Genomic DNA, 14,809 nt, shown 5'->3' with positions numbered 1-14,809 from the left:
GCAGAGCCTTGGAGCCGGGCATGGATGAGAGTCGACACGCTCTGATCATCGCCAATGACACCTACCAGGACGAAGGACTCCGGAGGTTGGTGTCGCCGGCCGAGGACGCCGTCGCGCTCGCGGGGGTCCTGGGCGATCCGCACATCGGAGCCTTCCGGGTGCAAGTGGTGCGGAATGAGCCCGCCCACGTCATTGCGATGCGCATTGACGACTTCTTCGCCGATCGCCGGCCCGGTGACACATTGGTGGTGCATTTCTCCTGTCACGGGCTCAAAAGCGAATCCGGGGAACTGTATTTCGCCGCCGCCAACACCCTCCCCCGGCGGCTGGCGTCCACCGCCGTCCCGGCGAGTTTCGTGCGGCGTTGCATGTCCGTCACCCGGGCCCGCAGTATCGCCCTGTTCCTGGACTGCTGTTACGGCGGCGCGTTCTCCCAAGGGGTCACCGCACGGGCCGCCGGTGACCTGAATGTGCTCGATTCCTTCTCCGGGGAGAAACTCGGCGGCGGACGAGGATGGGCCGTCATCACGGCATCGACCTCCATGGAGTACGCCTTCGAGGGCGCCCGGCTCGCCGACGACACGGGCCCGCACCCGTCCGTTTTCACCAACGCGCTGGTGTCCGGCCTCTCCACCGGTGAGGCGGATCTCGATGAGGACGGCCGCGTCTCCCTCGACGAGTTGTACGAGTACGTCTACGACCGGGTACGCCAGGAGAACCCGAACCAGACGCCCAGCCGCAGCGTCGACCTACAGGGTGACCTGTACCTCGCGCGCAGCCATCGGCGCCGGATCACTCCGGCTCCGGTGCCGGACGATGTGCGGGCGGCGATGCGCAGCGCGGACATCTACACCCGCCTCGGGGCCATCACGGAACTGCGGGCCCGTATGGAGAACGCGGACCTCTCCATCGCCGCGGGCGCCCGCGAGGCCCTGGCGGAGATGGCCCGCCACGACATCCGGGCGGTCGCGGAAGAGGCGCGCCGCGCCGTGAGCGAGGTGCGGGTCAACCCGTATCCGTCGAGCCTGCGCTTCGACCCGGTGCGTCAGCACGCGGACCCGCCCCGCCAGACCGTGCGCCTGCTCGGGCCGCCCCTGGCCCGCAGCTGCGCGCCGCATCCCAAGCCGGACTGGCTGCGGGCGGTGGAGACCCCGGAAGGGCTGGAGGTGTGCGTGGAGACGTCCGGCACCGGACGGCTCAGCGGTGACATCGTGCTGAAGGGCGTCGCGGGCGAATCGGTGGTGCACGTCGACGCCGAGGTGCTCCCGGCCGAGGAGACGGCGACCGAGGGGGCCCCGGCTCCGGAGGCGGGCCCGGAAGCCGCGCCCGAGGCGGTCGCGGAAGAGGCGGGCGCAGACGAGGCCGGCGCGGAACAGGCGGGCGCAGAGGAGGCCGGTGCGGAACAGGCGGGCGCGGAAGGGACCCCGGAGGCGGCCCGCTCCTCGCCCGAAGCCCCGACGAGGCCCTCGTCCCCGCCGCCCACGCCCCCGGCCGCCACGCCCCCGTCCCGAGAGCCACCGCAGCCCCGTCCGGCCCCCGAACGCCCAGCCTCCGCGGAGGCGCCGACCATGGCGTGGCCAGTGCCGCCACCGCCCCCGCCGCCGCAACCGGAACAGCGCCGCCCGTCACCGTCACCGTCGCCGGAGCCCCAGTGGCCGGCCGCCGAAGCGCGGCGCGAGCGCGCGCGCCCGGCGACGCCCGCCGGGGGCGGAACCCGGTACAAGGCCCTGCGCGCGCCCGCGCTCGGCGTCGGTGCCCTGGCACTGGCCATCGCTTCCCTGGCCACAGGTATCAAGGCCGTGATCGACGCGTTGGCCCTCGCGCGGGCCGGGCATGCGTGGGAGCCGTACATCAGGGACCATCTCGACAAGGCGACGATGGGTGACCTGGTGTTCTGCCTGATCGCGGCGCTCGTCTCGCTCGCGCTCGTCGGCCTCGCGCGCTACGACCTGCGCAACTCCACCGGGCTGTACAGCAAGCAGTCCTCGGCGACCACCAGTCTCCTCGCCTGGTCGGCGAAGCTGCTCGCCCTGCCGGTGTTCATCGTGGCCGTCCTCGCAATCATCGCCGTATTGGTCGTGGTCTAGTCCCGTGAGGTCTGGATCCCGCGAGGTCTGGCTCCCGCGACATTCTGGATCCCGCGAGGTTTGGATCCCGCGAGGTCTGGATCCGGTGAAATCTAGCCCCCGTGAGGTCTGGATCCGGTGAGGTCTAGCCCCCGTGAGGACTGGCTCCCGCGAGGTTCTGCATCCCGTGACGCGTCAGCGGCCCTCCGCGCACCCCGCCATCACCAGTGCCTGGTCCAGCGCCTGGAGGAAACGGTTCGTCGTCACCCGGTCGCGGACCGCCAGCCGCAGCCACTGCGGGCCCAGGCCCGGGAACGTGTCGCCGCGCCGGGCCGCGAAGCCCAGCGAGCGCAGCCGCTCCCGCACCACGTCCGCGCCCTCGATGCGGACCAGCACGAACGGCCCCTCCGCCGCCGTCACCGCCCGCACCTCGTCGAACTCCGCCAGCCCCGCCAGCAGGTGCGCCCGTTCCACGGCTGTCCGGTGGGCCGCGTGCTCCGCCTCCGCCAGCGCCGCCCGCGACATGCACGCCTCGGCGGCCGCCAGCGCCGGCGAGGAGACCGGCCACAGCGGCTGCGCCCGCTCCAGTGCCGTCACCGTCCCCGGCTCGCCCAGCACGTATCCGATCCGCAAGCCCGCCAGGCCCCACGTCTTGGTGAGGCTGCGCAGCACCACCAGACCCGGCACGTCCGTCCGCCCCGCGAGCGCCTCCCGCTCACCCGGGACCGCGTCGATGAAGGCCTCGTCCACCACCAGCGTCCGCCCGGGCCGGGCCAGCCGGGTCAGTACGGCGGCCGGGTGCAGGACCGACGTGGGGTTGGTGGGGTTGCCCACCACCACCAGGTCCGCGTCCTCGGGCACCGCCGCCGGGTCCAGCCGGAACCCGTCCTCCTCGCGCAGCAGCACCCGCCGCACCTCGTGCCCCGCGTCCCGCAGCGCCGCCTCGGGCTCCGTGAACTGCGGGTGCACCACCACCGGCCGCCGCACCGGCAGCGCCCGCGCCAGCAGCACGAACGCCTCCGCCGCGCCCGCCGTGAGCAGCACCCGCTCGGCCGGCAGCCCGTGCCGCTCGGCGACGGCGGCCCGCGCGGCCCGCCCGTCGGGATAGGCGGCCAGCCCGGTGAGGGAGTCCGCGATGCGCTCCCGCAGCCACGCGGGCGGGGTGTTCGCACGGACATTGACCGCGAGATCGGTCAGCTTCTCGTCCCGGACCTCCACGTCACCGTGGTGACGCAGGTCGGGGCTATCGGTGTGGGTATGCATGGCCGCCATCGGGTGGGTGGGGGGTGGGGGGAAGAACCGTCGAGCGCTTCAGCGCTCACTGTCTAAAGACTCTGACGCGGGCCGTGCTGTCAACGCCGTTTCCCCAGCCGTGTACCCGGGCACCACATTCAACAACCGCCTGCGCGCCACCGCACACGTCACGCGCGCCGGTTTTGTCGCCTTCCGCTTCGGTACGAGCAGTTCGCCCCCACCCGCCAGCGCCGCCGCCTCCGCCACCGACGGCGTTCCCACGGCCGCCAGCGCCATATCGGACGGATGCGGTACGGCGACGAGGGCCAACTCCCGCGCCGGGTAGGCCCGCAGCGGCACGCCGAGCCGCGCCGCGGCGCCCATGATGCCCGCCTCGTCCGCCTTCGTGTCGACCGTCGCCAGCTCCACCACCGCGGACACCGGCAGCCCCGCGCCCCGCAGCGTCTCCTCGATCAACCCGAGGACCGCACCGGCGGACACCCCGCGCCCGGCCCCCACGCCGACCACCAGGCTCATGGCGTACAGAACTCCACGAACCGCCGCGCCGTCCGCGGCACCGCCGCCCAGTGCGTATGCACGTAACTCGCGTGCACCCCGCCCTGTACGAAGCCCTCCACGCGGCGCTCCGGCTGCCGCAGCCCCCACGCGGGCACCGGGCCCGCGCCCGGCTCCAGCACCGTGCGGTGGAACTCGTGCCCCCGCATCCTGGTCCCGGCCGCCGCGAGCGGGCTGTCGTTGACCGCGACGGCGTCCCGGTAGCCCAGCGTCAGCCGCTGGGACATGCGCGCGTCGGCGTCGAGCACCCCGCACATGGGCTTGCCGTCCAGCGAGCGGGCCAGGTACAGCAGTCCGGCGCACTCGGCGGCGACCGGCGCGCCCGATGCGGCCAACTCGACCACGGCTTTACGCAATGGGGAGTTGTCCGACAATTCGGAACCGTACATCTCGGGAAAACCGCCACCGATGACCAAGCCGCGCGTCCCCTCGGGCAGTTCCTCGTCGTGGAGAGGATCGAAGGGAGCGACCTCGGCCCCGGCGGCCGTGAGCAACTCGGCGTGCTCGGCGTACGAAAACGTGAACGCGGCCCCGCCCGCGACGGCGATGACCGGCCGGGACCCCCCGGCAGTGGGCAGCGACCCACCACCGGCGTGCGGCCGAACCGCACCCCCCGGGTCCCACGCCTCCGCGCGCAGCTCCGGAGCCGACCGCGCCAGCGCCAGCAGCGCCTCCAGGTCGCAGCCCGCCCGCACCTGCTCCGCCTGCGCCGCGACCGCCTCCACGGCGGCCGCTTGCCGCTCCGCCACCGGCACCAGCCCCAGGTGCCGCGACGGCGTCGCCACCGCCGGCGCGCGCCGCAGCACGCCCAGCACCGGAACGCCCGACTCGCCGAGCGCCTCACGCAGCAGGTGCTCGTGCCGGTCGGTGGCCACCTTGTTGAGGATCACCCCGCCGATCCGCACCTCGGGGTCCCACGACGCGAACCCGTGCACCAGCGCCGCCACCGACCGCGACTGCGACGAGGCGTCCACCACCAGCACCACCGGCGCCCGCAGCAGCTTCGCGACCTGCGCCGTGGACGCCAGCTCGCCCTGGTCGGCGGCGCCGTCGTACAGCCCCATCACGCCCTCGACGACGGCCAGGTCACAGCCGCGCGCGCCATGCGCGAAGAGCGGCGCGATCAGCTCCGTACCGCACATGTAGGCGTCGAGGTTGCGGCCCGGGCGGCCGGTGGCGAGCGCGTGGTAGCCCGGGTCGATGTAGTCCGGCCCCACCTTGTGCGGGGACACGGCCAGCCCACGGCCGGCGAACGCGGCCATCAGGCCGGTCGCCACCGTGGTCTTGCCCGCGCCCGACGACGGCGCGGCGATGACGAGACGTGCTACCACTCGATGCCCCGCTGGCCCTTCTGACCGGCGTCCATCGGGTGCTTGACCTTGGACATGTCGGTGACGAGATCGGCGAAGTCCAGCAGCTCCCGCGGCGCGTTGCGGCCGGTGATGACCACGTGCTGGGTGCCCGGACGGTCCCGCAGGACCTGGATCACCTCGGCGGTGTCGACCCACCCCCAGTGCATGGGGTACGCGAACTCGTCCAGGACGTAGAACCTGTAGGTCTCCGCGGCGAGATCGCGCTTGACCTGCTCCCAGCCCTCCCGCGCCTTCTCCTCGTTGGAGAGCTCGGAGTCGCGCTGGATCCAGGACCAGCCCTCGCCCATCTTGTGCCAGTCGACGCTGCCGCCCTCGCCACTCGCACCGAGCACCTTCAGCGCGTTCTCCTCGCCGACCTTCCACTTCGCCGACTTGACGAACTGGAACACCCCGACCGGCCAGCCCTGGTTCCAGGCGCGCAGCGCCATTCCGAAAGCCGCCGTCGACTTCCCCTTGCCGATGCCGGTGTGCACCATCACCAGCGGACGGTTGCGGCGCTGGCGGGTGGTGAGGCCGTCGTTCGGTACGACGGCCGGCTGTCCCTGCGGCATTAAGCGGCCCTCCCAGTAGTTGCTCGGACATCCCTCACGAGACCCGCGATCGAGTCCGCGCGCAGTTCGTCGAGGGTGACGGCGGTGCCGCCGAGGTTACGTGCCAGCTCGGCGGCGAGCCCCAGCCGTACCGGCCCCCTCTCGCAGTCCACGACCACGGAGGCGGTGCCCTCGGCGGCGTGCAGCCCGGCCGCGCGGGCGGCCAGCCGCAACGGCTCCGGCCCGCCGGTCGCCCGGCCGTCCGTGACCACGACCAGCAGCGGGCGGCGCGACGGGTCACGCAGCCGCTCCACGCGCAGCACGTCGTGCGCCTTCAGCAGCCCGGCCGACAGCGGGGTGCGCCCACCCGTCGGCAGCTGCTCCAGGCGCGTGGCGGCCGCGTCCACCGACGACGTGGGCGGCAGCGCCACCTCGGCGGACGAGCCCCGGAACGTGACCAGGCCGACCTTGTCCCGCCGCTGGTAGGCGTCCAGCAGCAGCGACAGCACGGCACCCTTCACCGCGCCCATCCGCTGCCGGGCCGCCATCGAACCGGACGCGTCCACCGCGAACAGCACCAGGTTCCCCTCGCGCCCCTCGCGCGTCGCCTGCCGCAGATCGTCGCGCCGTACGACCAGCCCGGGCCCGGACCGGCCGCGCGCCCGCTGGTGCGGGGCGGCCGCCTGGACGGTCGCCGCCAGGTGCAGCTTGGTCAGCGCCCCGTGCGGGCGCCGCGCCCCGGTCGTCCTGCCCTGCTCGGTACGGGCACGCGAACGGCGCCCCGCCGCGCCCTCCCCGAGGCCGGGCACGCTCAGCATCTTCGTACGGAACGGCTCGGCGGCCCTGGCGGGGGACTGCTCGGCGCCACCGGGGCCGGCGGCGGGAGCCGGTGCCCGGTCGGGGGCCTGCTGGGGGGCCTGGTCGGGGGCCGGTGCCTGGTCGGGGGCCGCCGATTCGTCGGACGGCGCTCCGCCCTGCGGCGGCACACCGCCCCCGCCCCCGCCACCGGGACCGTCGCCCGGCCCCGGGTCCGGGTCCGGATCGGGGTCGTCGTCCCCGCCGCCGAACTCCTCCAGCGTCTCGTCCAGCTTGTCCTGATCGAGCCCGGGCGCGTCGAAGGGGTTGCGCCTGCGCCGGTGCGGCAGCGCCAGCAGCGCCGCCTGCCGTACGTCCTCCGACGTCACATCCGTACGCCCCGCCCACGCGGCCAGCGCCGTCGCCGTACGCGCCATCACGATGTCGGCGCGCATACCGTCCACCTCGAACGCCGCGCACGTCGCCGCGATCTGCCGCAGCGCCTGGTCCCCGAGCGTCACGGCCGGCAGCAACTCCCGCGCGGCGACGATCCGCTCCCGCAGCGCGGCCTCCTCGCCGGCCCAGCGCGCCGCGAAGGCGGCCGGGTCGTCGTCGTACGCGAGCCTGCGCCGCACGACCTCCACGCGCTGCTCGGGTTCCCGGGAGGCCGCGACCTCCACGGTGAGGCCGAACCGGTCGAGCAACTGCGGCCGCAGCTCGCCCTCCTCCGGGTTCATGGTCCCCACCAGCAGGAAGCGCGCGGCATGCCGTACGGAGACGCCCTCGCGCTCGACGTACGAGGCACCCATGGCGGCGGCGTCGAGCAGGAGGTCGATCAGGTGGTCATGGAGGAGGTTGACCTCGTCCACGTACAGGATGCCGCGGTGCGCGGCGGCGAGCAGTCCCGGCTCGAACGCCTTCACGCCCTCGGCGAGTGCCCGCTCGATGTCGAGGGCACCGACGAGCCGGTCCTCGGACGCGCCCACGGGGAGTTCGACCATGCGCGCGGGCCGCGACGACGCCGTACCGGCCTCGTGAGGGCCGTCCGGGCACTGCGGATCAGGCGTACCCGGGTCGCAGCTGAAGCGGCAGCCCGCGACGACGGCCACCTCGGGAAGCAGGTCCGCCAGCGCCCGCACCGCCGTGCTCTTCGCCGTGCCTTTCTCGCCACGGACGAGTACGCCACCGACCGCCGGGCTGACGGCGTTGAGCAGCAACGCCAGCCGCAGGTCGTCCATGCCGACGACGGCGGTGAACGGGTATCGGGTGCTCATGCTGTGATCGCTCCTTCGAGTGGCTTCCATCCGGGTTCGGAGGAGTTGTCCTGGGGGCGCGGCAGGCTGCGGTTCTCGCTCCCGGCCCTGGCGGGGATGGCCCGTCGTTCGACGCACCCGGGCCCGGCGAGGACACGTGCTCCCCGCGCACGCGGGGATCGTGCGGGGCCGGTCACGGCGCCCCCGGCGGGACGAACGGCAGCCCTGCCGGGGCGCCCTGCTCGATGAGCTTCCACAGCGCGTCCGTGTCCGCGTGTTCCTCGATCAGGTCGCCGAGCCGGTCCAGCTGCTCCTCGCGCAGCGTGCCGAACGACGTGTCGGGCGCCGGTACGAAACGCCGGCCCGCCGCCCGCGCCACCTCCCGCAGGAACGCCCGCCGGAAGCCGTCGCTCTCCAGCGAGCCGTGCCAGTGCGTGCCCCACACGGCCCCGACGCGGCACCCGTCCAGGAAGCCTTCGCCACCCAGCACCTCCGCCACGCCGTGGTGGATCTCGTACCCCTCGACGGGCTCACCGAGGGCCTCACCGACCGGCCGGGCCAAGGTCTTGCCGGGCGCGAACCGCACCCGTACCGGCAGCAGCCCCAGCGCCTCGACCTCACCGGCCCGGGATTCGACGTCGTCCTCGATCCGCTCGCCCAGCACCTGGAAGCCGCCGCAGATGCCCAGCACCGGGCGGCCCTCGGCGGCGCGGCGCACCAGCGCCTGGGCCAGGCCGCGTTCACGCAGCCACGCCAGCGCCCTGACCGTGCCGCGCGTGCCGGGCACGACGACCAGGTCCGCGTCGGTGAGCTCCTCCGGCCGGTCCACGAACCGCACCACGACGCCCGGTTCGGCCGCCAGCGCGTCCACGTCGGTGAAGTTCGACATCAGCGGTACGGCGCAGACGGCGACGCGCAGCACGTCCTCGCCGACCGGCGGGGCGACGACCGACTCGCGCACCGCCCCCCGCAGGGACACGCGAAGCCCGTCCTCCTCGTCGATGCCGAGGCCGTGCGCGTACGGCAGGACGCCGAAGGTACGCCGCCCGGTCAGGCCCAGCAGCATGTCGAGGCCGGGCTCCAGCAGGGTCACATCGCCCCGGAACTTGTTCACCAGATAGCCCGCGACCAGTTCCTGGTCCTCGGGCGCCAGCAGCGCCGTCGTACCGAAGAACTGCGCGAACACCCCGCCCCGGTCGATGTCCCCGACCACGAGGACCGGGAAGCGCGCGGCGCGCGCGATGCCCATGTTGACGATGTCGGTGCGGCGCAGGTTGATCTCGGCGGGGCTGCCCGCGCCCTCGCAGATGACGGCGTCGTACGTGTCCCTCAGCCGCTGGAGGCAGTCGAGGACGGGCTCCATCAACTCGCGCTGCCGGCCGCCGTGGTAGCCGCGCGCGCTCAGCTCGCCGACCGGCTTGCCCATCAGCACCACCTGGCTGGAGCGGTCGCTGCCCGGCTTGAGCAGCACGGGGTTCATCAGCGCGGTGGGCTCCACCCGCGCCGCCTGCGCCTGCATGGCCTGGGCACGCCCGATCTCCGCGCCCTCGTGCGTCACGAACGAATTGAGGGACATGTTCTGCCCCTTGAACGGCGCGACCCGCACGCCCTGCCGTACCAGCCAGCGGCAGATGCCGGCCGTGACGACGCTCTTGCCCGCGTCGGACGTGGTGCCCGCGACGAGCAGCCCCCCACCACTCATGTACGCCTCCGCTTCCCGGCCCTCAGGGCCAGTCGCCCACCCACGCACACGGCGAGGCTGAGGGCACTCACCCGGCGCGACAGCCGCACCGCCCGTTCGATGTCCGCCACCTCGACGGCCCTTCCGCCCCCGTTGAGCACGGGCCGGTGCTCGACACGGCCGCCGTACGACAGGGTGCCGCCGAGCCGTACGCCCAGCGCGCCCGCGAACGACGCCTCCACGGGCCCGGCGTTCGGGCTCGGGTGCTTGGCCGCGTCGGCCCGCCAGGCCCGTACCGCGCCGCGCGGGTTCCCGCCCGCGACCGCAGCCAGGGCGGCCGTCAGCCGGGCGCCGGGCCAGCCGGCCACGTCGTCGAGGCGGGCCGAGGCCCAGCCGAAGCGGCGGTAGCGCGGCGACTTGTGGCCGACCATCGCGTCCAGGGTGTTCACCGCCCGGAAGGCGACCAGGCCCGGGACGCCGCCGATGGCGCCCCACACGAGGGCGCCGACCACGGCGTCGGAGGTGTTCTCGGCGACCGACTCCACGACCGCGCGGGCGATACCGGGGCGGTCCAGGGCCTGCGGGTCACGCCCGCACAGGTGCGGCAGCCGCTCCCGGGCCACCTCCAGGTCACCGGCCGCCAGCGCGCCGCCGATCGCGCGGGCCTCGCGCCCCAGCGACGTACCGCCGACGACGGCCCACACCGAGGCGGCGGTCAGCGCGACGGAGGCGGCGCCCCGGTCGCGTACCGCGCGGGCGGCCAGCGCCGCGGCACCGGCCGCGCCCCCGGCGCACACCGCGGCGTGCAGTACGCCCCAGGCGCGGTGGTCACGCCACAGCACGCCCTCGACGCGCGCCGCGGCGCGCCCGAAAGCGGCCACGGGGTGGCCACGGCGGGGATCGGCGAGGAGCAGGTCGGCGGCGAGCCCTGCGGCCGCACCGTACGCGAAGACGCGGTCACCGCGCATGGGTTCTCGATGCGCTCGATGCTGTCGAGACTCTCGATGGTTTCGATGCTTCCGAGGCAGCGCGAAGGCAGCCGGGCATGCTGATGTCCTCACTCAGGGTCCGCGCCCTGGCTCGACGTGACCGGCGACGAGAGTTCCTGACTCATCCGGCTCCGCGGGCGTGCCTCGGGGCCGGACTCACAGTGGCGGGACCGCGCCGGATTCGCACCGGCTTCCTCTCCTGCCGCCGTAATGGCCCCGGCAGTCCACCACGGCCCGCGAACGCCCGTCAACTCGCCGTTGACCTGCGGCGGGAGGTGTGCCGAGGCACACACCCGCGCGCGGCGGCGGACATGGCGGCGGCAATGACGGCGGACATGGCGGCGCCCCCGGAACGCGGAACCGTTCCGGGGGCGCCGACAGCGCGTGCGGCCGTCGTCAGGTGACGATCAGGTAGATCCCGTACGCCACCGCGGCCGCGCACAGCGCGAAGCAGGCGTACGCGCCCGTGCGTGCCAGGACGGCGGAGCCGCCGTTCGCCGAGGCCGTCTCCTGCTTGGAGAGGCCGGCGATGCCGAGGGTGAACAGGCCCACGAGGGCGACGGTCGCCACGAGGCTGACGCCGAAGACGGCGCCGAGAGCTGCCCAGTCGATCTTCATGCGGTTCTTTCCTTACACCGTGGCGGCGGGAGCCGGGCTGGCGGACGCCGGGGCGGCGGACGCCGGGACGGCCTCACCGGCGGGAGCCGGGATGGTCGCCTTGAGGTCATCGGAGAGGGTGGTGCCGGCCGGCGGCGGGGTGACGGCCGCCATGGCGGCGGTCACGACACCGGCGGGCTCGGCGATCTCGTCGTCGGTGACGTTGGTGTGGTCGATGACCTGGCGGCGGGAGATCAGCCAGATCGCGGCACACGAGCCGATCAGGAACACCACGACGGCGCCGACGCCCCAGCCGCCCTGGCGCGCCACGAACTCCGCCGCCGCGGCGGCGAGGCCGGCCGCCGGGAGGGTCAGGCCCCAGGCGACGAACATCCGGGTCGCGGTCGACCAGCGGACCACACCGCCCTTGCGGCCGAGGCCCGCGCCCATCACCGCACCGGAGCACGAGTGGGTCGTGGAGAGCGAGAAGCCGATGTTGGAGGAGGCGAGGATGACGCTGGCCGCGCTGGTCTGGGCGGCGAAGCCCTGCTGCGGCTGGAGGTCGGTCAGGCCCTTGCCCATGGTCCGGATGATGCGCCAGCCGCCGAGGTAGGTGCCGAGCGCGATCGCCACGCCCGCGGAGACGATGACCCACATCGGGGGGTTGGAGCCCGGGGCGAGCACCCCGCCGGTGACGAGCGCGAGGGTGATGATGCCCATGGTCTTCTGCGCGTCGTTGGTGCCGTGCGCGAGCGAGACGAGACCGGCGGAGGCGACCTGACCGGCCCGGTAGCCCTTCTCGGTGGTCTTCCGGTCGGCGTTCTTGCCGAGCCTGTACGTCAGCCGGGCGGCGAACATGGCGGCGAGGCCGGCGACGAGCGGGGCGGCGATCGCGGGGATGAGCACCTTGGTGACGACCACGCCGCCGTTGACGCCGCTCAGGCCGACCGAGGCGATGGTGGCGCCGATCAGGCCGCCCATGAGGGCGTGCGACGAGCTGGACGGCAGGCCGACCAGCCAGGTCAGCAGGTTCCACAGGATGGCGCCGACGAGCGCCGCGAAGATCACTTCGGGTCGGATGCCGTCTTCGTTGACGAGTCCACTGGAGATCGTCTTGGCGACCTCCACGGACAGGAAGGCGCCGACCAGGTTGAGCACGGCGGACATGGCCACCGCCGTCTTGGGCTTCATCGCGCCGGTCGAGATGGTCGTCGCCATCGCGTTCGCGGTGTCATGGAAACCGTTCGTGAAATCGAACACGAGAGCTGTCACAACCACAATGGCGAGCAGCAGCGTGATGTGTTCCATTTACCCAGGCAATCGTTCGACGTCAGTGGCTTGGCGAACGTAGGCAACCTGAGTGAACGGAAGGTGAACTGGGTCGGGCGTCATGGTGTCCCCATTCGGGGCACAGCCATTCCGCTTACGGCCTCCGGCGGGGGCGTGACCCCGTCCGGCCCTGTCCGAATCCCGGAATTTGGGCGCATTCGGCCCTCTTCTCTCCCGTTGGCGCCCCTTCGCGAAGGCCCTCGGTCCCCCTCCTCGGACGCCGCGGAAGAGATTCTTGTCACCCCCCCCGCCCGCTGCCGGCCCGGCGCGCCCCGGGCTGACAGGATCGGACGCATGACACAGGACGCGACCGGGCGGGCGACCGAGCGGACAACCCAGCGGGCGACCGAGCGGGTGACCGAGCGGGCGATGGAGCGGGCGATCGAGCAGGCGTGGGACGCGCTGGTGGACACCGCCCGCAGAACGGTGACGGACGGCCTGGTCGTCGGCACCTCCGGCAACGTCTCCGCCAGGGTCGGCGACCTGGTCCTCGTCACCCCCAGCGGGGTCCCCTACGACCGGCTCACCCCGGCCGACACCGTCGCCGTCGATCTCGACGGCACCCAGCTACGCGGCGAGCTGGCCCCCACCAGCGAGCTGCCCATGCACCTGCGGATCTACCGCCACACCGCCGCCCGCGCCGTCGTCCACACCCACGCCGTGCACGCCACCGCCGTCTCCACCCTCGTCAGCGAGGTGCCACTGATCCACTACATGGCCGCGGCCCTCGGCGGCCCCGTCCGCGTCGCTCCCTACGCCCTGTACGGATCGGACGAACTGGCCGAGAACATGCTGCGCGCCCTCGACGGCCGCACGGGCTGCCTGCTGCGCAACCACGGAACCGTCACCTACGGGGACTCCCTGGACCAGGCCTACGACCGGACCGCCCAGCTGGAGTGGATGTGCCGCGTATGGCTCGCCGCCGGCTCCGTACCGGGACTGTCGCCCAGCCTGCTGTCGCCCGCCGAACTGGACGAGGTGGCGGAGAAGTTCCGCGGGTACGGCCAGCGCCGCTGAACCCCGCCCGGGTGACCCCGCCCACTGGCAGGCGGCAGCCCCGGCGCCGACACTGGAACGATGCGTCCGGCTACAGCGGCGGCAGCGGCCGTCTCGACCCTGATCGGTGCCGGCGCGGCCGCGGTGGCGGCCGGCCGGTACGCCAGTACCGCCGCGCTGAACGTGCCGCCCGGCCTGCCCCTGCCCGACGAGCCTCGGCTCACCGTGCACGCCACCGCCGCCGGCCAGGTCGCCCTGACGCGCTGCCTCGCCTCCCAGCGGCCCGGTACGTACGGCCTGTCCGGCCCCGATGTCCACGCGATCGTCGGCCCCGTCCTTCCGGACGTGCCGCACTCCGCCGACACCGTCGTACGCCGCCTGGAGAGCGTCCGGCGCGGCCACCTGGAGGTCGGCAGCCGCGTCAGGCTCACCCCGCAGCTCCACACCGGCACCCCCGCCGGGGCGCTCGGCCTGGACTACCAGGACGTCGAGATCCCCGGCGAACTCGGCACCCTGCCCGCCTGGTTCGTCCCCGCCACCCGCCTGACCTGGGTCATCACCGTCCACGGCATCGGCACCACCCGGGAGCACCCCATGAACCTGATGGGGTTCCTGAACCGGATGCGCCTCCCGGTGCTCGACCTCGCCTACCGCGGCGATCCCGGAGCCCCCCGGCCCGCCGACGGGCTCGGCCACCTCGGCGCCTCCGAGTGGCGCGACCTCGACGCCGCGATCCGCTACGCCGTGCGGTACGGCGCCGAACGCGTCATCCTCCACGGCTGGTCCACCGGCGCGTCCATGGCCCTGTACGCCGCCGCCGACGCGGGGCTGCGCGACCGGATCAGCGGCCTGGTACTCGACTCCCCGGTGCTGGACTGGGAGGCCACCCTGCGCGCCCTGGCCACCGCCCGCCGCGTCCCCGCGCCACTGCTGCCGCTCGCCGTCCGCGCCGCCCAGGGCAGCACGGGGGTGCGCGGCGACCGCCTCGCCGAAGCGGTGGACCCGTACCGCCTGCGCGTCCCGACCCTGCTCTTCCACGGCCCCGACGACCACCTCGCGCCCTGGCAGCCCTCCCGCGCGCTCGCCTCCCGCCGCGGCGACCTGGTCACCCTCCACACCGTCCCGAACGCCCCCCACGCCGCCATGTGGAACGCCGACCCCGACCGCTACGAAGAAACCCTCCGCCGCTTCCTCACCTCCCTCATCTAGGCCCACGCCAAAACCCCCCGCTCCCGGGCCACCCGCTCCCCGAGCCCACCCGCCGCCGAGCCCGACCCACTCCCCGAGCCGCCCCCACCCGCTCCGCGAGCCCACCCGCCGCCGAGCCCGGCCCGCTCCCCGAGCCCGCGCGCCAACCCGGCCCGCTCCGCGGCGCCCCCGGCCGCCCCGTG

At 74.0% G+C, this 14,809-nt stretch carries 10 protein-coding genes, 1 pseudogene and 1 riboswitch; of the genes and pseudogenes, 3 read left to right on the top strand and 8 right to left on the bottom strand.

Features of this window, described 5'->3' with window-relative positions; all coding sequences use genetic code 11:
- Window positions 1-20: 20 nt before the first annotated feature.
- Window positions 21-2,087, top strand: coding sequence for a caspase family protein (locus tag QWM81_RS13635; protein ID WP_290112127.1), 2,067 nt, complete (start codon window positions 21-23; stop codon window positions 2,085-2,087).
- A gap of 174 nt (window positions 2,088-2,261) precedes the next feature.
- On the opposite strand, the pseudogene cobC reads toward QWM81_RS13635, so the two are convergent.
- The 8 genes and pseudogenes from cobC to QWM81_RS13590 all read right to left on the bottom strand — a co-directional run bounded on the left by cobC (window position 2,262) and on the right by QWM81_RS13590 (window position 12,401).
- Window positions 2,262-3,836 (bottom strand): annotated as a pseudogene (gene cobC, locus QWM81_RS13630) (Rv2231c family histidinol phosphate aminotransferase CobC).
- Entirely contained in the window at window positions 3,833-5,206 is a 1,374-nt protein-coding gene (locus QWM81_RS13620; protein WP_290112125.1) for a cobyrinic acid a,c-diamide synthase CobB, read from the bottom strand. The pseudogene cobC and the gene QWM81_RS13620 overlap by 4 nt, the downstream one beginning before the upstream one ends.
- Window positions 5,200-5,799 carry a cob(I)yrinic acid a,c-diamide adenosyltransferase gene (gene cobO, locus QWM81_RS13615; protein ID WP_290112124.1) on the bottom strand — a complete coding sequence of 200 codons (600 nt, stop codon included), beginning with the start codon at window positions 5,797-5,799 and terminating at the stop codon, window positions 5,200-5,202. Before cobO ends, QWM81_RS13620 begins: the two co-directional genes overlap by 7 nt.
- The gene (locus QWM81_RS13610; RefSeq protein WP_290112123.1) at window positions 5,799-7,847 is read right to left on the bottom strand and encodes a putative cobaltochelatase; all 2,049 of its coding nucleotides are present in this window, start codon (window positions 7,845-7,847) and stop codon (window positions 5,799-5,801) included. Before QWM81_RS13610 ends, cobO begins: the two co-directional genes overlap by 1 nt.
- A gap of 172 nt (window positions 7,848-8,019) precedes the next feature.
- Window positions 8,020-9,528, bottom strand: a complete 1,509-nt coding sequence (locus tag QWM81_RS13605; protein ID WP_290112122.1) for a cobyric acid synthase — start codon at window positions 9,526-9,528, stop codon at window positions 8,020-8,022.
- Window positions 9,525-10,475 (bottom strand): cobalamin biosynthesis protein, encoded by a 951-nt coding sequence (locus tag QWM81_RS13600; RefSeq protein ID WP_290112121.1) that lies wholly within the window; start codon window positions 10,473-10,475, stop codon window positions 9,525-9,527. The genes QWM81_RS13605 and QWM81_RS13600 overlap by 4 nt, the downstream gene beginning before the upstream one ends.
- Before the next feature lie 131 nt (window positions 10,476-10,606).
- Window positions 10,607-10,693: riboswitch (cobalamin riboswitch) on the bottom strand.
- A gap of 199 nt (window positions 10,694-10,892) precedes the next feature.
- Complete coding sequence (locus QWM81_RS13595) at window positions 10,893-11,114, bottom strand: hypothetical protein (protein ID WP_290112119.1); 222 nt, start codon at window positions 11,112-11,114, stop codon at window positions 10,893-10,895.
- A 12-nt stretch (window positions 11,115-11,126) separates the two neighbouring features.
- Window positions 11,127-12,401, bottom strand: a complete 1,275-nt coding sequence (locus QWM81_RS13590; RefSeq protein WP_290112117.1) for an inorganic phosphate transporter — start codon at window positions 12,399-12,401, stop codon at window positions 11,127-11,129.
- Between the two features lie 390 nt (window positions 12,402-12,791).
- Here QWM81_RS13590 and QWM81_RS13585 point away from each other — a divergent pair, with 390 nt between their 5' ends.
- Window positions 12,792-13,439: a class II aldolase/adducin family protein gene (locus QWM81_RS13585; RefSeq protein WP_290112224.1), complete on the top strand. Its 648-nt coding sequence runs from the start codon at window positions 12,792-12,794 to the stop codon at window positions 13,437-13,439.
- Window positions 13,440-13,499: 60 nt separating this feature from the next.
- The gene (locus QWM81_RS13580) at window positions 13,500-14,627 is read left to right on the top strand and encodes an alpha/beta hydrolase (RefSeq protein WP_290112116.1); all 1,128 of its coding nucleotides are present in this window, start codon (window positions 13,500-13,502) and stop codon (window positions 14,625-14,627) included.
- Window positions 14,628-14,809: the final 182 nt, after the last annotated feature.

Origin of the sequence: Streptomyces ficellus, from assembly GCF_030406405.1 — a bacterium.
GTDB classification, from domain to species: Bacteria; Actinomycetota; Actinomycetes; order Streptomycetales; family Streptomycetaceae; genus Streptomyces; species Streptomyces ficellus_B.
The sequence above is the reverse complement of the archived record's forward strand: the minus strand, read 5'-3'. Positions and strand labels throughout refer to the sequence as shown.

Excerpts from the sequence above, each read along its gene's own strand:
- QWM81_RS13610 (WP_290112123.1), bottom strand. The coding sequence starts at position 7,847 with ATGAGCACCCGATACCCGTTCACCGCCGTCGTCGGCATGGACGACCTG.
- QWM81_RS13600 (WP_290112121.1), bottom strand. The coding sequence starts at position 10,475 with ATGCGCGGTGACCGCGTCTTCGCGTACGGTGCGGCCGCAGGGCTCGCC.
- QWM81_RS13635 (WP_290112127.1), top strand. The coding sequence starts at position 21 with ATGGATGAGAGTCGACACGCTCTGATCATCGCCAATGACACCTACCAG.
- QWM81_RS13595 (WP_290112119.1), bottom strand. The coding sequence starts at position 11,114 with ATGAAGATCGACTGGGCAGCTCTCGGCGCCGTCTTCGGCGTCAGCCTC.
- QWM81_RS13580 (WP_290112116.1), top strand. The coding sequence starts at position 13,500 with ATGCGTCCGGCTACAGCGGCGGCAGCGGCCGTCTCGACCCTGATCGGT.
- QWM81_RS13590 (WP_290112117.1), bottom strand. The coding sequence starts at position 12,401 with ATGGAACACATCACGCTGCTGCTCGCCATTGTGGTTGTGACAGCTCTC.
- QWM81_RS13605 (WP_290112122.1), bottom strand. The coding sequence starts at position 9,528 with ATGAGTGGTGGGGGGCTGCTCGTCGCGGGCACCACGTCCGACGCGGGC.
- cobO (WP_290112124.1), bottom strand. The coding sequence starts at position 5,799 with ATGCCGCAGGGACAGCCGGCCGTCGTACCGAACGACGGCCTCACCACC.
- QWM81_RS13585 (WP_290112224.1), top strand. The coding sequence starts at position 12,792 with ATGGAGCGGGCGATCGAGCAGGCGTGGGACGCGCTGGTGGACACCGCC.